General features: G+C 67.3%; 25 protein-coding genes. 11 read left to right on the top strand and 14 right to left on the bottom strand.

Features of this window, described 5'->3' with window-relative positions:
- Positions 1 to 68 precede the first annotated feature (68 nt).
- The 3 genes from ACLHIH_RS10285 to ACLHIH_RS10275 are packed head-to-tail and all read right to left on the bottom strand — an operon-like array spanning position 69 to position 3,003.
- Complete coding sequence (locus ACLHIH_RS10285) at positions 69 to 1,769, bottom strand: DHA2 family efflux MFS transporter permease subunit (RefSeq protein WP_411316703.1); 1,701 nt, start codon at positions 1,767 to 1,769, stop codon at positions 69 to 71.
- A complete protein-coding gene (locus tag ACLHIH_RS10280; RefSeq protein ID WP_411316702.1) occupies positions 1,766 to 2,398 on the bottom strand; it encodes a TetR family transcriptional regulator in 633 nt (210 codons plus the stop codon). The genes ACLHIH_RS10285 and ACLHIH_RS10280 overlap by 4 nt, the downstream gene beginning before the upstream one ends.
- A 50-nt stretch (positions 2,399 to 2,448) precedes the next feature.
- Positions 2,449 to 3,003, bottom strand: a complete 555-nt coding sequence (locus ACLHIH_RS10275) for a TetR/AcrR family transcriptional regulator (protein ID WP_411316701.1) — start codon at positions 3,001 to 3,003, stop codon at positions 2,449 to 2,451.
- A 72-nt stretch (positions 3,004 to 3,075) separates the two neighbouring features.
- On the opposite strand from ACLHIH_RS10275, the gene ACLHIH_RS10270 reads away from it, so the two are divergent.
- Both ACLHIH_RS10270 and ACLHIH_RS10265 read left to right on the top strand, forming a co-directional pair.
- The gene (locus tag ACLHIH_RS10270; protein ID WP_411316700.1) at positions 3,076 to 4,167 is read left to right on the top strand and encodes an SDR family NAD(P)-dependent oxidoreductase; all 1,092 of its coding nucleotides are present in this window, start codon (positions 3,076 to 3,078) and stop codon (positions 4,165 to 4,167) included.
- A gap of 47 nt (positions 4,168 to 4,214) precedes the next feature.
- Entirely contained in the window at positions 4,215 to 5,837 is a 1,623-nt protein-coding gene (locus ACLHIH_RS10265; protein ID WP_411316699.1) for a cation:proton antiporter, read from the top strand.
- Between the two features lie 15 nt (positions 5,838 to 5,852).
- Here the strand turns inward: ACLHIH_RS10265 and ACLHIH_RS10260 are convergent, their stop codons facing one another.
- The 5 genes from ACLHIH_RS10260 to ACLHIH_RS10240 all read right to left on the bottom strand — a co-directional run bounded on the left by ACLHIH_RS10260 (position 5,853) and on the right by ACLHIH_RS10240 (position 12,430).
- Entirely contained in the window at positions 5,853 to 6,791 is a 939-nt protein-coding gene (locus ACLHIH_RS10260) for a carbohydrate ABC transporter permease (protein ID WP_411316698.1), read from the bottom strand.
- A complete protein-coding gene (locus ACLHIH_RS10255) occupies positions 6,788 to 7,711 on the bottom strand; it encodes a carbohydrate ABC transporter permease (RefSeq protein ID WP_411316697.1) in 924 nt (307 codons plus the stop codon). The genes ACLHIH_RS10260 and ACLHIH_RS10255 overlap by 4 nt, the downstream gene beginning before the upstream one ends.
- Positions 7,712 to 7,779: 68 nt before the next feature.
- The gene (locus ACLHIH_RS10250; RefSeq protein ID WP_411316696.1) at positions 7,780 to 9,138 is read right to left on the bottom strand and encodes an ABC transporter substrate-binding protein; all 1,359 of its coding nucleotides are present in this window, start codon (positions 9,136 to 9,138) and stop codon (positions 7,780 to 7,782) included.
- A gap of 33 nt (positions 9,139 to 9,171) precedes the next feature.
- On the bottom strand, positions 9,172 to 11,292 hold the full coding sequence (locus ACLHIH_RS10245) for a beta-galactosidase (RefSeq protein WP_411316695.1): 2,121 nt from the start codon (positions 11,290 to 11,292) through the stop codon (positions 9,172 to 9,174).
- A gap of 109 nt (positions 11,293 to 11,401) precedes the next feature.
- Complete coding sequence (locus tag ACLHIH_RS10240; RefSeq protein WP_411316694.1) at positions 11,402 to 12,430, bottom strand: substrate-binding domain-containing protein; 1,029 nt, start codon at positions 12,428 to 12,430, stop codon at positions 11,402 to 11,404.
- Between the two features lie 223 nt (positions 12,431 to 12,653).
- Here ACLHIH_RS10240 and ACLHIH_RS10235 point away from each other — a divergent pair, with 223 nt between their 5' ends.
- Entirely contained in the window at positions 12,654 to 13,148 is a 495-nt protein-coding gene (locus ACLHIH_RS10235; RefSeq protein ID WP_411316692.1) for a beta-class carbonic anhydrase, read from the top strand.
- 18 nt (positions 13,149 to 13,166) lie between these two features.
- Here the strand turns inward: ACLHIH_RS10235 and ACLHIH_RS10230 are convergent, their stop codons facing one another.
- Both ACLHIH_RS10230 and ACLHIH_RS10225 read right to left on the bottom strand, forming a co-directional pair.
- A complete protein-coding gene (locus ACLHIH_RS10230; protein WP_411316691.1) occupies positions 13,167 to 13,595 on the bottom strand; it encodes an SRPBCC domain-containing protein in 429 nt (142 codons plus the stop codon).
- Entirely contained in the window at positions 13,592 to 14,347 is a 756-nt protein-coding gene (locus tag ACLHIH_RS10225; RefSeq protein ID WP_411316690.1) for an alpha/beta fold hydrolase, read from the bottom strand. Before ACLHIH_RS10225 ends, ACLHIH_RS10230 begins: the two co-directional genes overlap by 4 nt.
- A gap of 50 nt (positions 14,348 to 14,397) precedes the next feature.
- On the opposite strand from ACLHIH_RS10225, the gene ACLHIH_RS10220 reads away from it, so the two are divergent.
- Positions 14,398 to 15,099 carry an esterase/lipase family protein gene (locus tag ACLHIH_RS10220; protein WP_411316689.1) on the top strand — a complete coding sequence of 234 codons (702 nt, stop codon included), beginning with the start codon at positions 14,398 to 14,400 and terminating at the stop codon, positions 15,097 to 15,099.
- A gap of 29 nt (positions 15,100 to 15,128) precedes the next feature.
- Here the strand turns inward: ACLHIH_RS10220 and ACLHIH_RS10215 are convergent, their stop codons facing one another.
- Positions 15,129 to 16,088: an arsenic resistance protein gene (locus tag ACLHIH_RS10215; protein WP_411316688.1), complete on the bottom strand. Its 960-nt coding sequence runs from the start codon at positions 16,086 to 16,088 to the stop codon at positions 15,129 to 15,131.
- Between the two features lie 55 nt (positions 16,089 to 16,143).
- On the opposite strand from ACLHIH_RS10215, the gene glsA reads away from it, so the two are divergent.
- From glsA to ACLHIH_RS10195, 4 genes are all read left to right on the top strand, one after another.
- A complete protein-coding gene (gene glsA, locus ACLHIH_RS10210; RefSeq protein WP_411316686.1) occupies positions 16,144 to 17,103 on the top strand; it encodes a glutaminase A in 960 nt (319 codons plus the stop codon).
- 123 nt (positions 17,104 to 17,226) lie between these two features.
- The gene (locus tag ACLHIH_RS10205) at positions 17,227 to 17,637 is read left to right on the top strand and encodes a DUF4383 domain-containing protein (RefSeq protein WP_411316685.1); all 411 of its coding nucleotides are present in this window, start codon (positions 17,227 to 17,229) and stop codon (positions 17,635 to 17,637) included.
- Between the two features lie 32 nt (positions 17,638 to 17,669).
- A complete protein-coding gene (locus tag ACLHIH_RS10200) occupies positions 17,670 to 18,314 on the top strand; it encodes a hypothetical protein (RefSeq protein WP_411316684.1) in 645 nt (214 codons plus the stop codon).
- Between the two features lie 93 nt (positions 18,315 to 18,407).
- Positions 18,408 to 19,055 carry a heme oxygenase (biliverdin-producing) gene (locus ACLHIH_RS10195; RefSeq protein WP_411316683.1) on the top strand — a complete coding sequence of 216 codons (648 nt, stop codon included), beginning with the start codon at positions 18,408 to 18,410 and terminating at the stop codon, positions 19,053 to 19,055.
- Positions 19,056 to 19,126: 71 nt separating this feature from the next.
- On the opposite strand, the gene ACLHIH_RS10190 is transcribed toward ACLHIH_RS10195, so the two are convergent.
- Entirely contained in the window at positions 19,127 to 19,747 is a 621-nt protein-coding gene (locus ACLHIH_RS10190; RefSeq protein WP_411316682.1) for a TetR/AcrR family transcriptional regulator, read from the bottom strand.
- A gap of 48 nt (positions 19,748 to 19,795) precedes the next feature.
- Between ACLHIH_RS10190 and ACLHIH_RS10185 the strand changes: the two genes are divergently transcribed.
- Positions 19,796 to 20,521: a CPBP family intramembrane glutamic endopeptidase gene (locus tag ACLHIH_RS10185; protein ID WP_411316681.1), complete on the top strand. Its 726-nt coding sequence runs from the start codon at positions 19,796 to 19,798 to the stop codon at positions 20,519 to 20,521.
- On the opposite strand, the gene ACLHIH_RS10180 is transcribed toward ACLHIH_RS10185, so the two are convergent.
- On the bottom strand, positions 20,505 to 21,152 hold the full coding sequence (locus ACLHIH_RS10180; protein ID WP_411316680.1) for an NUDIX domain-containing protein: 648 nt from the start codon (positions 21,150 to 21,152) through the stop codon (positions 20,505 to 20,507). The two genes, ACLHIH_RS10185 and ACLHIH_RS10180, sit on opposite strands and share 17 nt — an antisense overlap.
- Before the next feature lie 347 nt (positions 21,153 to 21,499).
- Here ACLHIH_RS10180 and ACLHIH_RS10175 point away from each other — a divergent pair, with 347 nt between their 5' ends.
- A complete protein-coding gene (locus ACLHIH_RS10175; protein WP_411316679.1) occupies positions 21,500 to 21,730 on the top strand; it encodes a hypothetical protein in 231 nt (76 codons plus the stop codon).
- A gap of 75 nt (positions 21,731 to 21,805) precedes the next feature.
- Positions 21,806 to 22,132, top strand: coding sequence for a hypothetical protein (locus tag ACLHIH_RS10170; protein ID WP_411316678.1), 327 nt, complete (start codon positions 21,806 to 21,808; stop codon positions 22,130 to 22,132).
- A gap of 87 nt (positions 22,133 to 22,219) precedes the next feature.
- On the opposite strand, the gene ACLHIH_RS10165 is transcribed toward ACLHIH_RS10170, so the two are convergent.
- Positions 22,220 to 23,515 carry an ATP-dependent RecD-like DNA helicase gene (locus ACLHIH_RS10165; protein ID WP_411316677.1) on the bottom strand — a complete coding sequence of 432 codons (1,296 nt, stop codon included), beginning with the start codon at positions 23,513 to 23,515 and terminating at the stop codon, positions 22,220 to 22,222.
- Positions 23,516 to 23,594 lie beyond the last annotated feature (79 nt).

The following is a 23,594-nucleotide window of genomic DNA, read 5'->3' as shown; positions in this document are numbered from 1 at the left end:
CCGTCTCCTAGCCCGACTCGCCCGCGCCGGGCCTGGGCCCGGGCCCGCGAACTAGCGCCTCGCCGGCCTCAGCCCCGCGCCGAGTCACCCTCGTTTCCGCGAGGGTGCGCCGGATCCGGCGTACCCTCGCGGAAATTGCGTACAGAGGAGGGGGCGGGTGCGCGCTGGGCCGACTCGAGGGCCTCCGCCTCGGCGCCGCCGACGGCTTCGCCGCGCGCGACGAGCCCCGCGACATCCGACAGCGGGATCTGCTTGAGGAAGAGCGCGAGAACGAACGAGATGGCGATGAACGGCAGCAGGTACCAGAACACCGGGGCGAGGGCATCCGCGTAGGCCGCGACCACTCCCTCGCGAATGGCGTCGGGCAGGGCGTTCAACACGGCGGGATCGAGGGTGGATGTCGCGGCGGCCGCGTCGGCCGAGCTCGCCCCCGCCTCGGTGAAGACCCCCGTGAGGTTCGAGGTGAGCCTGTTCGTGAAGATCGTGCCGAACACCGCGACACCGAGTGCCGCACCCACCTCGCGGAAGTAGTTGTTCGTGCTCGTCGCGGTGCCGAGCTGCGAGGCGTCGACCGAGTTCTGCACGACGAGCACGACGACTTGCATGATGAGCCCGAGTCCGGCGCCGAAGAAGAACAGGAACACGCAGATGAGCCAGATCGGCGTCTCGGCCGTGAGGGTCGTCATGGCGACCATCGCCGCCGCCGTGAGCAGTGTGCCGACGATGGGGTAGATCTTGTACTTGCCCGTGCGGGTGATGAGGATTCCCGACGCGATCGATGTGCCGATGAGTCCGGCCATCATCGGGAGCATGAGGAGTCCGGATGCCGCGGCCGACGTGCCCGACGACATCTGCAGGAACGTGGGCACGAACGCGATGGCCGAGAACATTCCGAGTCCGAGGGTGAGGCCGATGGCGGTCGCGTTGACGAAGATCGGGTTGCGGAACAGCGAGAGCGGGATGATCGGATCTTTCGCCTTCGTCTCGACGACGATGAACAGAGCGACCGCGACGACGAGTCCGGCTCCGAAGAGCCAGGTCTCGATCGCGTCCCAGCCGTGCGACTGGTTGCCTCCGAAGTCGGTGAAGAAGATGAGGCACGTCGTCGCGACCGACAGCAGCGCGATGCCGAGGATGTCGATGGGCTGGGTCGCGCGCTTCTTGGGCAGCTTGAGCGTGAACCATGCGACCGCGAACGCCGCGATGCCGATCGGGATGTTGATGTAGAACGCCCACTGCCAGGTGAGGTGGTCGACGAAGAACCCGCCGAGTAGCGGACCGCCGACCGCGGAGAGACCGAACACGGCGCCGAGTGGTCCGAGGTATTTGCCGCGCTCCGAGGCGGGAACGATGTCGGCGATGATCGCCTGCGACAGGATGATGAGCCCCCCGCCGCCGAGTCCCTGCATCGCGCGGAACGTCACGAGGGTGAAGAAGTCGCCCGCGAAAGCGCACCCGACCGAGGCGGCGGTGAACAGCGCGATCGCGACGAGAAAGAGCGTGCGCCGGCCGAGCACGTCGCCGAGCTTGCCGTAGACGGGCATGACGATCGTCGTCGCGAGGAGGTATGCCGTTGTGAGCCAGACCTGGTGCTCGACACCCCCGAGCTGGCCGACGATCGTCGGCATCGCGGTCGACACGATGGTCTGGTCGAGGCTCGAGAGCAGCATGCCCGCGATGAGCGCGCCGAAGATGATCCAGATGCGGCGCTGGGTGAGGAGGAGCGGCCCTTCGGTCGCGGGGGTGGTGGTGCGTGTCGCGGAACTCACGAGGCTGCCTTTCGGGGAGCGGTGTTCGGGGTGACGGCGCAGAACGCGGCCAGGAGGTCGGTGATGATGTCGGCGAACTCGCGGGAGTCGGCAGGGTCGAAGAGGTGCTCGGATGCCTGGCGCAGCAGTGTCGACAGCAGCGCGACGGCGGCGAGCGCGCGCGCGTCTGTGGGCTCGACCCCCTCGCGCTGCGCGACGAAGGCCGCGACCTGACGATCGCGCTCGCGGGTGATGCCCATGAAGCGGGCGAGCAGGCGGGGTTCACGCTCGAGCGCGCTCATGAACTCGAGGTGGGTCGCGAGGTCGATCGTCGCGTTCTCGAAGTGCGCGACGACGAGGTCGACGAGGTCGTCGACGACGCCGCCCCAGCCCGATGCGCCCTTCTCGAGGAACGCTCGCGTGAGCGCCTCGAACTCCTCGTCGCTGTCGACCCCGAGCACGGCGTCGTCTTTCGACGGGAAGTAGTTGAAGAAGGTGCGGCGGGAGATGTCGACTTCGGCGCACACTTCGTCGACCGTGAAGCCGGCGAGGCCGCGATCGGCCGTGAGTCGTCGGCACGCGTTCGTGAGCGCGGCGGCGGTCTGCCGCATCCGCTCCTCGCGCCGGTTCGATGTTGCACTCGCATCCATAAGATGCATGTTTGCACTTTGCGAGCAATGGTGCAACTACGCCCTCGGCGTCAGGGCGCGAAGGCGGCGTGGAAGAGAGACCAGGCGCGATCGCCCGTGTGCCGACGCTCGGCCTCGGGAACGCGCGCGATGAGGGCGGCGAACATCGAGATCGCGAGCACGACGTCGTCGGTCGCGGCGTCGGCACGGATGCGTCCGCTCGCGCGCTCCCGCGCAACGATGCGCCCGGTCGTCGCGGTGATGCGCGTGCGCAAGTGCTGGATGCGGTCGTCCGACCGCTCGAGCATCATGAGGTCGATGAGCGCGCTCGACACGAGGGCCTGCTCGAGGATCTCGGCGAGGTAGTCGTCGAGCGTGCTCGACTCGCGATCGACGATCACTTCGAGCGACGCGATGTTCTCGTCGAAGATCGCCGCGATGAGCGTCAATCGATCGGGAAAGTGGCGGTAGAGACTGCCCTGCCCGACCCCGGCTCGCCGCGCGATGGCGCTCAGCGGAGCATGGAACCCCTCGAGCGAGAACACCTCGCGCGCGGCCACGATGAGGGCGCGGCGGTTGTCGGGGCCCGCGCTCGGCCCGCGGTTCTTTCGAGCGGCGGTTTCCACGGGTGTAGCCTAAACCGGACAAGGTTGTCCGCATCCGCGAGCACCCTCCGCACCGCAGAAAGGATGCCGCCCATGGCCTCGTCGAACACCCCGCTCAGCGCCGACTCCTCGATCGCGACCTGGCTTGCCCACCCCGTCGGAGGGCCGATCATCCGCGACATGCTCACGAACGCCGGTCAGAGCCCGGACGCCTTGCGCCCCGTCAGCCGCTTGGCCCTCAAGCGCCTCGTCAAACTGAGCAAAGGCAGTTTCTCCGCCGAGATGATCGATGACCTCGTGCGCCGCGTGGACGCGGGGGAGATCCCGGAGAGCGCCACCGGAACCACTCCCGAGCACCCGGCCGCAGACAGCGCAGCGGATGCCGCAGGTGCCGTCGATGCGCCTCCGACCGTCGAGCGCCCGGAGTGGGTCGAGCGCATCGACACCGGACGCTTCACCGGCAAGACCGTGATCGTGACCGGGGCGGGCTCCGGAATCGGCCGCGCCACCGCGTCGCGCGTCGCGCGCGAAGGCGGGCGGGTCGTCGCCGTCGACATCTCGACCGAGCGACTCGAGGAGTTCGTCGCCGAATACCCCGGCGCCGACATCGTGCCGGTCTCCGCCGACATCACGGACGACGCCGCGATCGCCCGCATCGTCGACGCCGCCGGAGGCCCGATCGACGCCCTCGCGAACGTCGCCGGCATCATGGACGACATGACCCCCGTGGGCGAGATCTCCGACGCCGTGTGGCGCCGCGTGTTCTCGATCAACGTCGACGGCACGATGAAGCTCATGCGCGCCGTCATCCCCGGAATGCTCGAGCGCGCGACGGGATCGATCGTCAACGTCGCCTCCGAGGCGGCGCTCCGCGGCTCGGCGGCGGGAGCGGCATACACCGCGTCGAAGCACGCGGTCGTCGGGCTCACCAAGAGCGGTGCGTTCATGTACGGCCCGAGCGGCCTGCGCATCAACGCCGTGGCCCCGGGACCGACCATCACCAACATCGAGGCGACCTTCGCGTCTCGACTCGGCGAGGACCGTGTTCGCGACGGCATGGCGGTCATGCCCGACCCCGTCGAGAGTGACGCGCTCGCGGCATCCATCACCTTCCTACTGAGCGACGACGCAGTGAACATCAACGGGGTCGTGCTCGCCTCCGACGGTGGGTGGTCGGCGGCCTGACCCTCCGCGGGCGCGCGCATCCGGCCCGGCAATGACAGGGTGGGCACATGGAGCTGTTGATCGTGCTCGTCGTGGGCCTCCTCGTGATCGCCGGTGCGTCGCTTCTCGGCCCGCGATTCGGGGTCGCCTCCCCCCTCGTGCTCGTGACCATCGGCGTGCTCGCGAGCCTCGCGCCCTTCGTTCCGGCGATCGAGATCGAGCCCGAGTGGATTCTCGCCGGCATCCTCCCGCCCCTCCTCTACTCGGCGGCGGTGTCGATGCCGGCGATGAACTTCCGCCGCGAGTTCACGAGCATCAGCGGCCTCTCGGTGGTCCTCGTCATCGGCAGCGCTATCGCGCTCGGGTTCTTCTTCTCGTGGGTCATTCCCGGCCTCCCGCTCGCGTGGGGCATCGCGCTCGGGGCGATCGTGAGCCCGACGGATGCCGTCGCAACGAGCATCGTCAAACGCTCGCCCGTGTCACCGCGAGTCGTCGCCATTCTCGAGGGCGAGAGTCTGCTCAACGACGCCACGGCGCTCGTGCTCCTCCGCACCTCCATCGCCGCCGTCGCGGCCGCGTTCTCGTTCTGGTCGGCGATCGGCGAGTTCGCTTTCGCCGTGCTCGTCGCGGGCGCCATCGGCTACGCCGCCGGTCGACTCACGCTCGTGATCCGCTCGCGCGTGAGCGACTCGACCATCAACACCGCGATCTCGTTCACCGTTCCGTTTCTCGCGTCCATCCCGGCCGAGCTGCTCGGCGCATCCGGTCTCGTCGCCGCGGTCGTCGCGGGGATCACGGTGGGCAGACGCGCTCCCCGCGAACTGTCGCCGCAGCACCGGCTCTCCGACTCTCAGAACTGGCGCACCGTCGAGCTCGTTCTCGAGGGGGCGGTCTTCCTCACGATGGGGCTCGGCGTCTCGGTCATCGTGACCGACGTCGAGCGCGATCACGCGGGTTTCGCCGCGGCCCTGGGAATCGCGGTCGCGGCGCTCGCGCTCATCCTCGTGCTGCGGGCGGTCTACGTGACACCCCTCCTGTGGGGCGTGTTCCTCCGGGCGCGCCGAGGCGAACAGCTCAAACCGCGCATCGCCGACATGCAGGAGACGATCGCCGACCCCGAGCGGGCGAGCGGCGTGTTCGAGAGGTTTCCCCGCGGCATCCGCGCGCCAGGCCCGCAGCGCGACCTCACCCGGTTCTCGACGCGCTTGCGCAGGTCGGTCGCCGACATCGACTACCTCCTCGGCGCACCCCTCGGGTGGCGGGAGGGGTCGATTGTGGTGTGGGCGGGCATGCGCGGGGCCGTCACGGTCGCGGCGGCTCAAACGCTGCCGGCGGAGACACCCGATCGATCGCTCCTCGTGCTCATCGCCTACCTCGTGGCGACCCTCTCGCTCATGCTCCAGGGCGGAACCCTCGCGAGGGTGATCCGCTGGGTCAAGCCGTCGACGCCCGATGCGGCGGCCCTCGAGGTCGAACGGCAGCGTCTCGCCGACTTCCTCGACTCGGTCACAGCGGATGCCCCGACCGATCGTTCCGACCGACGGGGCGCGCTCGCTCGCATCCGCGCCCAGCGATCGGCTCTCCTCGATGCGCGCGACGACGGCACCTTCGATGCCGAGGTGCTCGAGACGGCGCTCGCGAGACTCGATGCGAAGCAGATCACGATCGAGCTCCACGACGACGCCCGCTAGTTCACCGAGGCCCGACTACCCCTTCACCCCACCCGTCGAGAGTCCGCTCTGCCAGAAGCGCTGCAGGTAGAGGAACGCGATGACGAGCGGGATGATCGAGACGAACGACCCCGTGATGACGCTCGAGAAGAGCGCTTGCGAACCGCCCCCGCCGGAGGAGCTCGCCGCCTGCCATTGCGCGAGCCCGACCGTGAGCGGGTAGAGCTCCGAGGAGTTGAGCATGATGAGCGGGAGGAAGTAGTTGTTCCACGTCGCGACGAGGGCGAAGAGCAACACGGTGACGATGCCCGGCCCGAGCAGTCGCAGCGCGACCGTGAAGAAGATCCGGAGTTCCCCCGCCCCGTCGATGCGGGCAGCCTCGAGCAGGCTCGCGTCGACGGCGTCTGCGGCGTACACCCGCATGAGGAACACGCCGAAGGGGCTCACGAGCGACGGCAGAATGATCGCCCACGGAGTATCGGTGATACCCGCGTTGGCGAAGAGCAGATAGGTGGGGAGGGCGAGGGCCGTCGTCGGCACCATGATCGCCCCGAGCACTCCGTAGAACAGCGCCGTCGAGCCCGGAAACCGGTACTTGGCGAACGCGTATCCCGCCGCGGTGGCGAAGAACGCCGCACCCACGGCACTGATGCCCGCGTAGAGGATCGTGTTGAGCATCCACCTCCAGAACACCCCGCCATCGAACGTCGCGAGGTCGACGAGGTTGTCGAAGAGCGCGAACGATTGGCCGAACCAGTATCCGAAGGTCGTGAAGAGGTCGGCGTTCTCCTTGGTGGAGGAGATGACGAGCCAGAGGAGGGGGAGCAGGAAGTAGGCGACGCACGTCCAGACCACGACGGTGAGAACCACGTTCTTGCGGGGGCCCTTCTCCTTCTTCTCCTTCCTCTCCCGGCGCGCTGTTTCGCGGGGTCCGCCCACCGTGGGGGCGGCGCCGATGATGGTCGCCTCGGTCATGAGCGTGCCTCTCTTCTCTGCTGCGACACCTGCACGATGAACGACACGGTCATGATCACGATCCCGAGAACGAACGCGATGGTGGCGGCGTAGTTCACTTCACGGTTCACGAAGGCGAGGCTGTAGGCGTAGAGGTTGGGGGTGAACGAGTCGGAGATCGCATTCGGCGCGATGCGCGACAGGAGGTTCGGTTCGTTGAAGAGCTGGAAGGTGCCGATGATCGAGAAGATGACGGTGAGGAAGATCGCCGGTCGGATGGCGGGGATCTTGATGCTGAACGCCGTGCGCCACTGGCCCGCGCCGTCGATCTCGGCGGCCTCGTAGAGCTCCGTCGGTATCGACCGCAGAGCGGCGTACATGATGATCATGTTGTAGCCGATGAACTCCCACGAGACGATGTTCATCATCGAGCCGAGGACGTTCGACGGCGAGAGCAGGTTGGGCGCGTCGAGACCGAGGAAGCGGAGCACTTGCGCGATCGGTCCGAAGTCGTTGCCGTAGAGGTAGCCCCACATGAGCGTCGCGACGACGCCGGGAACCGCGTAGGGGATGAAGATCGCGAGCCGCGCGAATCCGGCGCCGGCCACCCGCCGCGAGTCGAGCGCGAGAGCGAGGAACAGCGACAGGGCGATCATGATGGGCACTTGCACGACGAGGAAGATCCCCATGCGACCGAGCCCTTCGATGAAGCGGATGTCGCCGAAGGCGCGGGCGTAGTTCTCGAGACCCACGAAGACCTCCCCGCCGAGCAGTCGGCTCGCGAAGAGGCTCAGATACCCCGAGTAGAGCAGAGGCACGACGAGCATCGCGATGAAGACGACGAAGAACGGTGCGATGAGGATGTATGCGGCAGCCGTCTGCTTCGAGGTCGCTGCTGAGCGCCGCCGGGTGACCGGCTTCGCGGTTGTTCCCGCTGTCATGACTCACTCCAATGTGTCGTGCATGAGGTTCGAGGGGCGGAGCAGCGAGTCGCCGCTCCGCCCGGGTGTCACTCGGTGACCGTGAAGCCCTGGTCTTCGGCGTAGCGCTTGATGTCGTTCTCCCACGCGGTCAGGCCCGCAGACAGGTCGCCCCGGTCGGCGATGGCCGAACCGAGTGTCTCGTTGAAGCTCGCCGCGACGTAGTCCTGGAAGGGGAGCCACTGGAAGTCGGCGTCGACCGTGTCAGACACTTCGGCGAAGAGAGCATTGACCTCTTGGCCGCCGTAGAAGTCCGCCTGCACCGACAGGAAGTCCTCGCTCGAAAGCAGTTCGTTCGCGGCGGGGTAGAGCGATTGCTGCGTATTGAACTGGGCGATCGTGTCGGGGTCCGTGTTCAGGAACTCCGCGAACTTGGCTGCCGCGATCGGGTTCTCCGATCCTGCGAGCACAGCGTTCGACGATCCACCGAGGTTGGCCGAGACGGATGCGCCCTCCTCCCACTGCGGAAGGGGCGCGGCTCGCCAGAGCCCCGCGGTGTCTGCCGCGGTTCCCTGCAGAAACACCGGGCCCCACGCGGCGGTGATCCACCCCGCGTACTTGCCGTTCGAGAGCCCTTGGTACCACTGGTCGGTGAAGTTCGGGTCGACGGAGACGAGGTCCCTCTCGATGAGGTCCTGCCAGTACGCGGCGACCTCTTGCGCCTGCTCGCCGTCGAGGTCGACTCCGACCTCTTGACCTCCGTCGTACTGGAACGGCTTGACCCCGGCTTGCCAGAGCTTGCCGATGAACACACCGGCGTCGTTCGGGGGGAGGTTGGTGATGTAGGAGTCGGTGCTGTCTTTCACCGTCTCCGCAGCGGTCGCGAAGTCATCCCAGGTCTCGGAAGAACCGTCGAGTCCCGCGTCGCTGAGGATGTCGTCGCGGTAGAGGTTGCCCATCGGGCCGGTGTCCTGGGGGATCGCCAGAATCTGCTCGTCGCTCGTGACCTGGTTCCACACCCAGGGAACGAAGGCGTCGTCGAGGGCGTCACCGACGTAGGGCCGGAGATCGAGGAGGTCTTCGGTGAGCTGGAAGCTCGGGATGTAGGGGTACTCGAGCTGGATGACGTCGGGTGCACCCTGCCCGGCGGCGATGGCCGCGCGCACCTTCACATAGTGGTCTTGGCCCTGGCCGACGTTCTCCACTTGAACGTCGATGGCCGGATACTGCTCCTCGAACGCCGCGACCTCGTCTTCGATGTCGGGCACCCACGTCCAGAAGTTCAGTGTGGTCTCGGTCTCCATGGCGGCGTCGATGTCGTCTTGCGAGACCTGCTCGGCCGATCCGCCGTCATCCGACCCGCCCGAGGCGCATCCTGTCAGCAGCAACGACACGGTCACGACACTCGCGCCGAGTGAGGCCATGGTCTTCTTCGATCTGGTGTTCACGCTGTGTTCCTTTCGTCATTCCTTGGTGCCGCGCTACGCGCGGGTGTTCTCTTCTTCGAGAATCCGGATGTCGCGGGGCGCGAGGTCGAGCGTCGCGCCCGCCGAGATCGTTTCGCCGGTCTCGAGGTCGGTGCTCGCCTCGGGCACGCGGACCTGAACCGGCTCGCCCGACCAGTTGCTGATGAAGCGCACCGTCCGCCCTCGGGCGGTGGCCCCGGACTGCACGGTGATCGACCCTTCGGGCGAGCTCGTCCAGTCGGCCGCGAGCGGGGTGGGCACGAGCCAGCAGGCGATGTCGGCGGCGAGCTCGGGGTTCGGCACCGTGCCGACGTAGGTCACGCGGCCCTCGCCGTATCGCGCGGTCGTGATCGCGGGAAATCGACCGTGTTCCCGATGCGCGTAGCTCGCGACGACCTCGGCGCCGTCGGGGATGACCCCGTCGATCCACGCGGTGGCCCGCGCACCGTCGGTGACGGGGAATCCGGAGGTCCCGGTCACTGCGACGTCGGCGACGAGGTTCGAGAACTCGTCGTAGTGCATCTGCGCTGCCGCGGTGAGTCGAGGCGGGGCGACCTCGCGTCGTGCCCGCGCCTCGTGGTCGGCGTAGGCCGTGCGGACCCCGACCACGAGGTGGCCGCCCGCCTTCGCGTAGGAGTCGAGCCACGCGAGCTGCTCATCCGTCGTGATGTAGAGCCCCGCGGCGACGAGCACCGGGTGGGCCTCCGCGAACTCGGCGGGAGCGTAGTCGAGCAATTGGGTGTCGTGCAGCACGCGCGCTTGCCTGCCACTCTCGACGATCCCCTCGTGGAACGCGTCGAAGATGCGGTAGTACGACGCCGGGTCACCGTCGTGCGCGTCATCGGTGAACGGGGGGAAGAAGGTGAAGGCCCACTTGCTCGCGTTGGAGTAGACGATGGCGATGTCGGAGTCGGGCTCGTAGCCGTCGAGCTTCGGTCCGACACTCGCGAGGGATCGACCGATGTCGGCGATCTCGCGATAGACCCGGCCCGGCTCGCGACTGTGCGGGAGCACCCCGCCCCAGTAGGTCTCGAAGCCCTCGTTGAGGGTGTGCCACTGCCAGTATTCGATCATCCGCGCGCCGCGCGAGATGAAGGCGTACGCCGCTTGCTTGAGCTGCCCCGGATAGGGCGGGTAGTTCAGCGAGGGGCCACCGATGGCTTGCGCGTTGGTCTCGGTGACGAGAAAACGCTCTTGCCTGCTCGACCACAGTCGATCGGCCTGACGGAACAGTCCGCCGACTCCGCGCGTGATGAAGGACGCGAGTTGGGGCACCGTCGTCGTGAGGTCGAGGCTGTCTTGCATGTCGTAATAGGGGTTTCCCGCGGTGACGTCGAGTCCCGCCGCGAGCGAGGCGTCGTGTTGCGCCGCGCGCGGGTAGGCGATGCACGTCGTGACGAACTGGTCGGCGCTCGCATACTCCCGCACGATGTCCGCTTGCCAGTGGATGAACTGCTCGGTCACGAGGGCCTGGTATTCGCGCCAGGCGAGGTCGTACTGCGGAAACGAGTTGTTGTCGGGCCGCCACAGTTGGTCGAACGACGTGATGCGGTGCGACCAGTACGTCAGGTTCCACTCCCTGTTGAGTGCCTCCGGTGTTTCGTAGCGCTTCTCGAGCCACGCGACGAAGCCGGCGAACGTGCCCTCGTTGTGGAAGAAGTGGAGCCCGGGCTCGTTGTCGACCTGATAGCCGATGACCGCGGGGTGATCGCAATAGGTCGACACGACGGCGCGGATCACGCGCTCCGCATACCTCGCGAACACTGGTGACGAGTAGTCCACCTCTTGGCGAGCACCCCACCCCATCCGCACGCCCGTCGACAGCTCGGTCGCCAGTTCGGGATGCTTCACCTGGAGCCACGGGGGGATCGCGTATGTCGGCGTTCCGAGGATCACCCTGATGCCGCGCTCGTGGGCCTTGTCGAGCACGACCCTGAGCCACTCGGTGTCGAACTCCCCGTCGCGCGGCTCCCACGTCGACCACACGGACTCGCCGACTCGGATGACGGAGAAGCCCGCGTCGACCATGAGGTCGAGGTCGTAGTCCGTCGTGTCGCTCGGTTCGTACTCGGCGTAATAGGCCGCGCCGAAGAGAATCCCCTCGGCGGTGTGTGTGGTCGCGTCATGACGTGCCATTCGGGAATCCTCATCGTCGAGAGTCACTGTTACCGGTAATAGTTACCGGTAAAAGGCACGCTAGACCCTCACTCGACGATGCGCAAGAAGTTTTCTCGCGAAGAGCGGATCAGCGCGGCGGAGCGGTCGATGCGCGCAGAACGAGGCTCGGTCGCACGAAGTCTGTCTTCCATTGGGACGGTTGGCCGTTCATGCGCGCGAGAAGCGCGAGGAAGGCGAAGCGCCCCTGCTCACGGAAGTACATCGGGATGCTCGTGAGCGAGGGGGAGTAGTACGCCGCATCCGGGGAATCGTCCATACCGATCACGCTCACACGACCGGGAACCGCGACCCCGGCCTCGGCGAGCGCGTGCAGAATGCCGAGCGCCATCTGGTCATTTCCGGCGAACACCGCCGTCGGCAGCTCGCCTGCGGCGAGGAGCCCCTGCGCGAGCCGATACCCCGACTCCGCCGACCAGTCGCCTTCGAGCCACGGAGCCGGTGTCAGCCCCCCCTGCCGCAGGAGTTCGTCGTAGGTCCGCGCGCGGATGCGGGCCGCCGGCCAATCGAGCGGACCGGTCACGTGCACTATCCGCTCGTGCCCCAGGTCGAGGAGGTGCCGCATCGCGAGCTCCGCGCCGAGCATGTTGTAGTTCGAGTGGGCGGGAACAGCGCGGTCTTCGTCTTCGTCCTCGGTCTCGCGATAGAGCGGCACGCGAAAACTCGCCGCGTCGAGCCGCTCGCGCATCCTGTCGTTCGGCGCGAAGGCGACGATCCCCGCGACATCCTGTTGATTGACGACGTCGATGGCTTCCGCGAGCGAGCGATCATCGGCGGGATCGAGGGAGACGATGTCGAGCACGTACCCGGACTCCCGGGCGGCTGCGCTCGCACCCTCGAGGATCTTGATCGGGCCGAGCTGCGTCATCTCGTACATGAGCGCCGCGACGCGCTTGCTCTCGCGCGTCGCGAGGCTGCGTGCGGCGATGTTCGGGCGGTAGTCGAGCTTGGCGAGCGCATCCTGCACTCGGCTCTCGTAGGACTCCGAGATGCGGTGGCCCTTGAGAAGTCGCGAGACGGTCTGGTGCGACACCCCGGCCTCGCGGGCGACGTCGTAGATCGTCGCCGGCCGAGAACGGTTTCCCGTCGTCGCATCCATCGTCATCCGCCCTCGCACCACGTCGCCGGAAACAACCCTCTTGCTCGCCCTCGTCGCCCGATGTGCGACCCGCGTAGACCGAAGCCTAACCGGACGCGTGGTTCTGCTTCTCTCCCGAATGCCCTCCCGAGCGAGCGGCCGCAACGCGTCGTCACGCGCGGGCGGCCCCCAGCCCGAACGCTTAGCGTGGAGTCACACCACGCCGCCACCCGAAGGAGACCCCGTGTCTGTCACCGACGAACTGCTGAAGAACAACGAGACCTACGCCGCCGGCTTCTCGGGGCCGCTGCCCCTCCCGCCGTCGAAGCACGTCGCCGTGGTCGCGTGCATGGACGCCCGCATCGACGTCTACCGCGCGCTCGGGCTCGGCGAGGGAGAAGCCCACGTGATCCGCAACGCGGGTGGCGTCATCACCGAAGACGAGATCCGGTCGCTCGCGATCAGCCAGCGCTTGCTCGGCACGAACGAGATCATCCTCATCCACCACACCGACTGCGGAATGGTGACGTTCACCGACGAAGGCTTCAAGAACTCGATCGCCGAAGAGACCGGAATCCGCCCCGCGTGGGCCGCCGAGGCGTTCACAGATGCCGCCGCCGACGTCACCCAGTCGATCCGCCGCATCACCGCGAGCCCGTTTATCCCCCACACCGACTCGGTGCGCGGGTTCGTGTTCGACGTCGCCACGGGCAAGCTCGACGAGGTCGCCGCGCCCTGACGACGACCTGAGCCCGGGTCAGCGTGACCCGGTGACGAACACGGCGAGTTCGTGAAGGTGGAAGCGCCAGCCCTCGATGTGCTCCGATCGGAGAGCGTCGCCGTCATCGAGGCGACCGAATCCACTCTCGGTGACGACGACTCGAGCGGCGCGGTCGTCACCGGTCACCGCGAAGCTCACGACGAGGGAACTGTTCCACGCCGGTTCGGTCCACTGGAACTCGAGAAGCGAACCGGCGTCGACGCGCGTCACGATGCCGGTCGCCGACATCCGCTCACCGTTCTCGGTCCACTGCTCGTGCACGGCCGCGCCGGGGGACGCTTCGGCCCGGAGTTCGGGCCACCACCGGCCCCGCTCCGCCGTGAGCGCGAGCCACACCCTCTCCACCCCCGCCTCGATCTCGGCGGCGACCTCGATGCGATCGTGATGACGGCGATCGTTATTCACGAACTTGCGAAGTCGACGACGAGGTCGGCGAGCGCCGCGGCCGCCGAGTACTGCACGACGTGAGCACTGCCGTCGATCTCGACGAACCGGCCCTCGCGCGCGGTTCGCGCGAGCCGCGTGCACCAGTCGGTCGTCGCGATGGGGTCGCGCGCCCCGCGAACGACGAGCACGCGCTGCGTCACGACGGGAATGCGCTCGAGGAAGTCGTAGTCGAGCATCGGCCGCAACTGCTTCGAATACCAGATCGGCCCCGCGCGCACGTAGTCGGTGAACACGATCGCGTTCGCCACGGGGTGCTCCACGATGGTGTCGGCCGCGAGCCTCGCGACATGGTCGCGCAGCATGTGCTTGCGCGGTTCGCCGACCGGACCGAGCAGCACGACGCCGTCGACACGGTCGGGCAGGAGGATCGCCACTTCGGTCGCGAACTGGGCGCCCATCGAGTGTCCGACGACGGTCACGTGCGTCAGGTCGGCCCGGCGGATGATCGCGGCGACGACCTCGGCGTGATCCCGGATCGAGAGCGATCGCCGCGGCGTGCGATTGAACGCGTACCCGGGCAGATCGATCTCGACGACCCGGTGACACTCGCCGAGGAGGGCGGTGAGGCGACGGAAGTAGCGGTGCGACATCCCGATCCCGTGCAACAGCACGAAGACGGGCGAGTCGTCGGCGACGACCTCGGGGCCCGAGAGAAGCGCGGTCGCGTAACGATCGCCGAGTCGGGCGGTGATCTTACGCTCCAGAGGCATACGGCGACACTACGCGCACGAAGCACCTCAGCCGCGCGAGGATGGAAGCGATGAAACGACTGAGTGGGGCCATGCGAAACCTGCCGCGCGACCTCCGCTGGTGGATCGCCGACTACATCTACGCCGGCTGGTGGCAGGTGCGAGGGGCACTCGGACGGTCGGCGGAGAGCTACCTTGAGGGGTCGCTCCGGCCGATCATCGTGCTGCCCGGCATCTACGAGTCGTGGTACTTCATGAGGCCCACGATCGACCGGTTGCACGACGCCGGTCACCCCGTGCACGTCGTCTCCGAGCTCAGCCGCAACAGACGACCCGTGGATGCCGCGGCCGACCTCGTGGCCGCGTTCATCGCCGAGCGCAATCTGCGCGACGTCGTGATCGTCGCCCACAGCAAGGGTGGCCTCATCGGTAAATACGTCATGGCGAAGCTCGACCCGGACTCGCGGATCCCGCACATGGTCGCGATCAGCACCCCCTTCTCCGGCTCGATCTACGCGCAGTGGATGCTGCTCCCGAGCCTGCGATCGTTCTCCCCGAAGAACGCGCTGACGCTCACCCTGAGCAAGGAGCTCACGGTCAACGAGCGCATCACGTCGGTGTTCGGACTGTTCGACCCGCACATCCCGCGGGGAAGCGAGTTGACGGGAGCAGACAACCGTGTCGTCGAGACCGGCGGTCACTTCCGCATCCTCGACGACGAGCGCGTGATCGACATCGTCACGGCCATCGCGGCGCGCCCCGGCCGCGACTGAGCGCATTCACGCGAGTGGTGCCGGTTCGGTCAGCGCACGATCCTCGGCACCACCGCGACGAGCACGGCGAGCACCACGATCTCGACGAGCGTCTGGGTCACGATCACGAGCGGCACGACAGCGAAAGCCTCGGGCAGCGCGATCGCGACGGGCAGCACGACGAGCGAATTGCGCGTGACCCCCGACATCACGAGGGTGCGACGGTCGGCGGTCGCGAAGCGTCCGAGCCTCCCCCACACGAGCCCGACAGCGACCATGACGATGGCGAACGCCGCGAAGACGGGCACCGCTCGCACGACGATCGCCGCGTCGGCACCGATCGTCGCGACGCCCGACGCCACAACGACCACGAGAGTGAGCACCACGAGCGGCACCATCGCGAGGGCGGATGTGCGCGCCACGACGCCGACCGCAGCGCCCGCCCTCGTGGCCGCGAGCACACCCCACGCGAGAGCGAGGGGCACGAGAAAGACCGGAACGAGCACCCCCGCGACGGCGGCCGGGTCGATGCTCCGCACGATGTCGGTTCCCGTGAAGGCGAACAGGAGCGGCGGTACGGCGAGCACTTGGGCCACGAGCAGCAGCGGCGTCGCGGCCACGAGGCGATCGACCGACCCGCCCGCGAGGCCCGTGAAGGCGACGACGTAGTCCACGCACGGCGCGAGCAGCACGAGCAGCACCCCGAAGACGAGCGCGCGGTCGTCGGCGACCAGTCGGGAGAGACCGAACGCCACGAACGGCACGGCGCCGAAGTTGAGAGCGAGGAGGGCCGCGAGCATCCGCCAGTCTCTCAGGGCGGCCCCGACGCGCGTGATCGGCACCTGCAGAAAGGTCACGAAGAGGAGCACGGCGAGAACCGGGGCGACCGCGGCGTCGAGCACTGCGACCTCGGGCACCACGATCGCGGCACCGACCGCAACGGCGAGTGCCGCGAGGTAGAGCACGAGCTGCCGGCGCTCGAGCCACTCGGTCGCGCGCGTGCCGTCCACCCGTCGAGACTACGGCGCACAGTCGCGTGCCCCGCCCGGATGGTTGACTGGCGCCATGACCCCCACAGCCGAAGAGCACGCCGAACGCTACGACCTGCACGGCTTGCGGCAGCAGATGCTGCGGGAGTCGAGCGGCACGATCGACGACAGCATCCCCGAACTCGCCGCCGCGAGCGCGGATGTCTGCGGCATCGCGATCGTCGACGACGACGGCGACACGCGCACGACCCCCGATGCCGACCTCGAGTTCTCGGTGCAGTCGGCGGTCAAGCCGTTCGTCTACGCCCTCGCCCTCGTCGACGACCGTGAGCGGGTTCTCGACGCCGTCGGCACGGAGCCGACGGGCGAGGCGTTCGACGCCATCGTGCTCGAAAGCGAAACGGGCCGACCCCCGAACCCCATGGTCAACGCGGGCGCCCTGCTCACCGCCAACCTCGTCGACGGGTCGACGCCCGACGAGCGGTTCGCGCGCATCCTCTCGGGCATCAGCGCCTTCGCGGGGCGCGAGCTGACCGTCGACGAGAACGTGAGCCGTTCGGAGCAGCTCCTCGGTGACCGCAATCGCGCCCTCGGCTACCTCATGCGCTCCCGCGGAACGCTCGACATCGAGGTCGACGACGCCGTGTCGGTCTACGCGCGAGCGTGCTCGATCGTCGTCACCGCCGAGGTGCTCGCGACGATGGGAGCCACGCTCGCGTTCGGTGGGCGCAACCCCGTGACGGGCGAGCAGGTCGTGCCGCGGCAGGTCGTGCCGATCGTGCTGAGCATCATGGCCACGTGCGGAATGTACGACGGCTCCGGACGATGGATGCGCCGCGTCGGACTGCCGGCCAAGTCGGGTGTCGCGGGAGGTCTCGTCGCCTCCGTGCCGTGGCAATTGGGGCTCGGCGTCTACAGCCCCCCACTCGATGGTGAGGGCAACAGTGTTCGCGGCGTGCTCGCGTGCGAGAAGCTCTCCGACGACATGGGTCTTCACGTGTTCGGTCCGCCACGGGATGAGGCACGCTACCGTTGACGGCGCACTCGGCCGGCGACGGTGACCATACACTGACGATTCGCTGAGTCAACGGGTAGCCCACGCGGGCGCGTTCGCGGTGAAATGGGTGTCCACAGCTCGCCTTCGTCATTGGAGTCCGTCATGACCAAATCGCCTAACCGTCTCCTCGCTACCGTCTTCGGCGTCGTCTACCTGCTCATCGGTCTGCTCGGCTTCACCGCGACGGGCGACGTGCCGAGTTTCTTCTCGACCGAGGGCGGGCTCCTCCTCGGCATCTTCGAGGTCAACATCTTCCACAACGTCGCGCACATCCTCATCGGCGCCGCTCTCACCATCGGCGGGGTCTCCGGGGTTCGTGCCGCGAAGGGTGTCAACATCTTCGTCGGCGCGGCCTACCTGCTCCTCGGCATCGCGGGCCTCTTCCTCATCGGCACCGCGGCCAACGTGCTCGCCATCAACGCGGCCGACAACGTGTTGCACTTCGCGAGTGCCGCCGTGCTCCTCGCCGTCGGAATCGGTGCGGACAAGGCGTCGTCGCCCCGCGCGGCCTGATCGACCGGCTTGTGGAGAGGGGGAAGCCGATCGTGTCGCAGATCACTCGCACGTGGCTCGCATTCGCCGCGCTCGGAACCGGGCTCATCCACCTCGCGCTCGTCGTCGGGCTGCCGCTCCCCCTCGGCATCCTCCTCGGCGCCCTCGGCGCGGCCGAGTTCGCGTGGGCGATCGTCACGCTCGCCCGTGATGATCTCGTGGCGCCGCGCATCGCGCGCGTCGTCGCCCTCGTGCCCGTGCTCGGGTGGAGCGTCATCGTCGTGACGGCCACGATCTTCGACGTCTCGGGGCTCGCCTCCGCCCTCCCCGTTCTGCCGATGGCTGTCGCGACCCTCTTCGAACTCGTTGCCGTCGCCATCCTCAGTTCGGCCCTCCGACCCGCCGAGCGCGTCGCCGAGCACACGACCGACACCCGAGAGGCACCGTCGGCACCTGCGCTCGCACTAGCGACTCCGAGCGTCTCCACGACCCACCCGGTGCGCTACCTCGTCGCCCTCACCGCGGGTGCCGTCGTCGTGGGTGCCCTCACGACACCCGCTCTCGCGGCGACAGAGGCTGGGCGCCACGCGCAGCCGCACGGCTCGCACGACGGGTCGGCCGTGACCCCGAACGACGTCGAAGACGCCGTGTCGATCGACGACCTGGTCCGGCCGGGGCACGACGGGTCGCACGAGTAACCGTCCGAGAGATCGCACGCGGGTTCTGGTGTTCTCGGGCCGGTGCTCCCTATACTTAGGGTCACCTAACCTGCCGAGGATCGGAGAGACCGGATGAGCGCTGTCACTCCCCTGTCGCGAGTGCTCGCCGAGCGCTGCACCGATTGCGGCGACTCAGCGGGCGTCGCCTTCATGACCGGGCTCCTCACGGGCGAGGGCACGCGCGACGACTACATCGCGCTCGTCGCGCAGCACTACTTCATCTACGAGGCCCTCGAAGCCGTCACCGAGTCGATGGCCGCGCGGCCGGAAGCGGCCCCCTTCATCACCCCGCACCTCACGCGCCTCCCGGCGATCACCGAAGACCTGCGTTTTCTCCTCGGTGACGACTGGCGTGAACGCGTCGCCCCTCTCCCCTCGACCGCGGCCTACGTCGATCGCATCCGCTCCGTCGCCGGCGAGTGGACGGGCGGGTTCATCGCGCACCACTACACGCGCTACCTCGGCGATCTGTCGGGCGGCCGATTCATCCGCTCGCTCCTGCAGCGACGTTTCGGATTCGACACGAACGGTGTCGGTTTCTACCTCTTCGATCAGATCGCCGAACCCCGGGCGTTCAAGTCGACCTATCGCGAGCAACTCGATGCCGTCGACTGGACGGATGCCGAGCGCGAACGGGTGATCGACGAGGTGAGTGTGGCCTACCGCTTGAGCACCTCGGTGCTCTCGAGTCTCGCCGAAGCGAAACTCCAGGCCGCCTGACGGACGTCGCTTCCGGGTGGTGTCGCTCCGTATCGCTGCGACGCGGTCGGGCGGGCGACGCGGCGTGAAGGCTACGGGGCCGACACAGCCCGTTCGACGAAGTCGAGCATCGTCGCTGACGCGATCGTCAGGTCGACGGAGTCGTCTTCTGCCCACCGGTCGAGCACCCCGTTCTTGGCCGCGGAGATCAGGTGGGCGACTTCGCGGGCGTCGAACGCCCGAAACTCGCCCGTGGCCTGACCCTCGTTCAGCAGTCGAGTGAGGGCGTCTGTTTCGGCCGTCGAGACAGTGTCGAATGCGCGGGCGAAGTCGGCATCGCGATGGTTGGCCATGACTTCCGCCATCGCGCGGAACTCGACACGGCGCCCGGCGAAGAAGTCGAGCTCCGCATGAATGCCGGCGCGGAGACGCTCGGCCGGAGTCGACGCTTCAGACGTGTGTGCAGCGATGTGCGCTTCGCACTCCTCGAACAGGCGGAGCGCCACCCGCCGCAGAATCTCGTCTTTGCTCGCGAAGTGATAGGTGATCACGCCTTTGCTGACCCCGGCGTGTTCTGCGATGCGCGCGACCGTCGCGGCGGCGTAGCCGACATCCGCAAGAACTTCCGCGGCCGACCGCTCGATCTGATCGCGCCGGGCACGACCACCGACCGTGCCTCGCTCGACTGCCTCTTCGGCGCTATTCGTACGCATGTCCAAATTCTAGTACGCTCGTACTACCGAGAGGAAGGGAGGGTAAGCATGAGCGCAGCGCGAGGCGAAACCGATCGAGGCGTGCGAGTGGTGCAACTGACCGTGTTCTCGGTGCTCATGATCCTCATCGGGGCACTGCTGTCTGTGGTGTACGCGAACCCGATGGTCCGGTTGGCTCCGTTCGACAGCCCGATCGTGAACCAGACCCTGAACTATCAGCTCAGCGCTCTGCCTGTGGCTGGCTTGGCCTTGCTCGTCACATTCGTGTTCGCCCGAAAGATCCGTTTGAGCTACTTCACCCTGAAGCGAACCGGACCGATGAAGCCTCTCTTCGGGCGGTCGGGCAGCGGCAGATGGGAGACCGACGCGTGGATCATCGGGCTCCTGATGGCAGCGACCATCGGGCTCACGAGCTTCTTCCAGTTCCTCCCGACCGGGTTCTCCTTCCAGTGGGCGTACGTCGCACTGGTCATTCCCTTCGCCGCCATGAACGCGTTCACCGAGGAGGTGATCTTCCGGCTCTCCTACGTCACCATGGGCGCCAACTCCACAAGCTCTCGCGCCTACGGTCTCGCGATGGGGTCGATCGTGTTCGGCGTGAGCCACTACTGGGGCGTCACACCGAACGGCATCGTCGGCGCGCTCATGTCGATATTTCTCGGGTTCGTGCTGGCGAAATCCATCCAGGAGACCAAAGGATTCTTCTGGGCGTTCGTCATCCACTTCATGCTGAACATCGCGACCATGGCCTTCGTGCTCAACCAGGTGACGTAGCGAGAATCCCGCGAATCGCAGCCCACTGCAGCAGCATGATGGTCTTGCCGTCGGCGATGCGTCCGTTGTCGATCATGTCGAGCGCGACGTCGAACGGAAGCTCGAGAATCTCGATGTCTTCACCCTCGTCGGCGACACCCCCGCCCGCGCTCGTCCGATCGCCGGGGGTGTAGCTTGCCGCGTAGAAGTGGATGCGCTCGGTGACCGAGCCGGGGCTCATGTAGGCGTCGAAGACGTGGGTCAGTTGGCCCACCTCCACACCGAGTTCTTCGCGCGCCTCCCGACGGATCGCCGTCTCCGGGTCGTCTTCGTCGAGGAGGCCCGCAGCGGCTTCGACGAGCATGCCGTCGGGGTGGTCGTTCACATACGCGGGAAATCGGAACTGCCTGGTCAGAAGCACCGTGCCGCGAGCCGCGTCGTAGAGCAGGATCGTCGCACCGTTGCCGCGGTCGTAGGTCTCCCGCTGCTGGGTCGACCACTGACCGTCGCGGCCCCGCACGTCGAACGTCGTGCGGCGGAGCACGTGCCACCCGTCGGAGGTGACCTCGACGTCGCGCACGATGACATCCGGGTTTCGGTCGAGGTTCCGGCCAGTCTGGTCGAGGCCGGTGCGGCCGCGGGAGTCGCTCACCTCTCGACCTTAACGGACGCGCACGACGCCGATGATCTAGCAGCGCGGGCTCAGACGCCGGATGCGCGCGTTCCGACGGTTCACCTGCGGGCTCTCGCTCCTGCGGCCATCCAACCGCCCATCCGATCACACCGAAACGCGGCGCGAGCAGTTGTCAGGACTCCATACACCTTGTGCGCATTTAACCCTGTACGCCCGGCACGGCTAGACGAAAGCCGACGTCGCCGAGCGCTCCGAGGAGTCGCCTCAAATCGCCGAGCGATTCCTGGCCGCCTGAAATCACCAACGCTGTTCACAGTTTTCGGGTAGTTGGAACGGGTGGTTCGTGCGAGCCTGAGGTCATGTCGATGTCTGAGCCGTTCATGCCGAAATCATCCGCCGACCGCGATGCCTCCAGCGACGCGGACGCCCCCGTACCCACCGAGTCGCCTGAGTCTGCCGAGTCCGCCGATACCGAAGCGCCCGACTTCTCTGCCATCGACACGCCGTTTCGCACCCCGGATCCCGGTGCGCGCCTGAGCGAAGACGATGTGCACAGCGACGTCGAGACCGACGACACCACCGCCCACGACGCCTGAGAGACAGCCTCACCCTCGTCGGGCGACGAGCTGAGACGCGAAGGCGTGAACGGCTGCAGATGCTTCAATAGCCGCATGTCCAACCCGCCGAATATCGCACGAGTTCTCGTTGAGGGTGTCGAGGTCTCGCGAGACCACGACCTCAGCGCAGAACGGACGTTCGAGTTTCAGACGGACGAGGGGAACTTCTACCGCGTAGTGGCCGCAGAGTCAGGGCGGCAGCAGACATGGACGGTCACCAAACTCGAGGAACGCCGGGAGATCCCGGCCGGGACTGTGCGACACGAGAAGCCCTGGTTGATCTTCGGCTCCATTGCCCACCATTACTTCAGGCCCGGAGCGCACGTTTCCTCTGGCTTCCAGAACGATCTCTGGAACGCAGTCCAATCACTAGCCGTCTGAGGGCGATCGCCGCGCCGGTTGGCGGGGTGCCGCTCGCGAGTCGGGCGACGTGCCGAGTCGTGGCTCAATCCCGTGCCGGGTTGTGGGTCAGGCGCGGATCGCCGGAATCGCTTGCGCCTTCTCCATGAACCTGCGCACGTCGTCGTCGACGATGATGTCGGAGGGCCGCAGGTCGCGGGAGAGGTAGAGCCCGTCGAGTTCGGTGATGCGGCTGAGTGCGACGTAGGTCTGTCCCGGCGCGAACGACCTCTGGCCGAGGTCGACGATCGCGCGGTCGTAGGTCTTGCCCTGCGACTTGTGGATAGTCACGGCCCACGCGAGACGCAGCGGAAACTGCTGGAACTCCGCGACGATGTCGCGCTTGAGCTCTTTCGTCACGGGAGAGTAGGAGTACTTGAACTTCTCCCACACCGCGGGCTGCACCTCGTGTTCGGTGCCGTCGATCTCGACGAACACCGTCGACGTGATGCGCGTGACCGTGCCGACCGAACCGTTGACCCAGCGTTGGTCGGCATCGTTGCGCAGAAACATCACGCGCGCGCCGACCTTCAGCTCGAGGGCGTCGTCGGCAGGGAAGGCTCGACCGCCGAAGTCGCCCGTGATCGACGCGCGCGCCGTGAGCGTGCGCCCGGGGAGGGCCGCGAGCGATCGCGCGTTGATCGAGTTGACGGTGTCGTTGCGCGTCGCGAGGGTGATCGCGCCATCCGTCGGCGCGGGCCTCGCTCCGGTCTCGTTGAGTCTCTGCGCGATCTCGGCCGTCACCACTCCGTGCCGCACCGCGTTGAGCATGTCTTTGAACTCTTCTTCGTGCTGGCGGTGGATGACGCTCAGCTCGTAGATGCGAAGGTCGGCGTCGTTCCACACCTTGGCGTCGAAGAACCACATCGAGCGGTACTGATCGGTGAAGTAGGCGCGCTCATCGGCGTCGCCCGGAACGGGGGCGAGCTGATACGGATCACCGAAGAGCACCACTTGCACTCCCCCGAACGCCTCGAACGGGCGCTGGCGCGCTTGGCGCAGCGCGCGGTCGATCGCATCCAGGAGGTCGGCGTTGACCATGGACACCTCGTCGATCACGAGCGTCTCGATGGTGTTGAGCAGTTTGCGCACGTCGGCCGTCTGGTCGATCTCGTGGTCGGCGATGACCCCGATCGGCAAGCGGAAGAGTGAATGGATGGTCTGGCCACCGACGTTCAGCGCCGCGACACCGGTGGGCGCGCAGATGACGAGCTGTTTCGAGGTGTTCCACGAGAGGTGGTTGAGCAGAGTGGACTTACCCGTTCCCGCGCGCCCCGTCACGAAGATGTGCTCGCGCGTGGTCTCGATGGCGTCGTAGAGCGCCTGTTGCTCGTCGGAGAGCGAGAAACCCGCGGAGTCGATCATCCGGCCTCCCCCGCTGACGCGACCCGAGCGAGTCGCCGATATCCGTCGACCAATCTACCGCGACCCGTGCCGCAGCACG

The organism is Marisediminicola sp. LYQ134 (assembly GCF_046599635.1).
GTDB lineage: Bacteria > Actinomycetota > Actinomycetes > Actinomycetales > Microbacteriaceae > Marisediminicola.
This window is presented reverse-complemented; position numbering and strand designations above follow the sequence as displayed.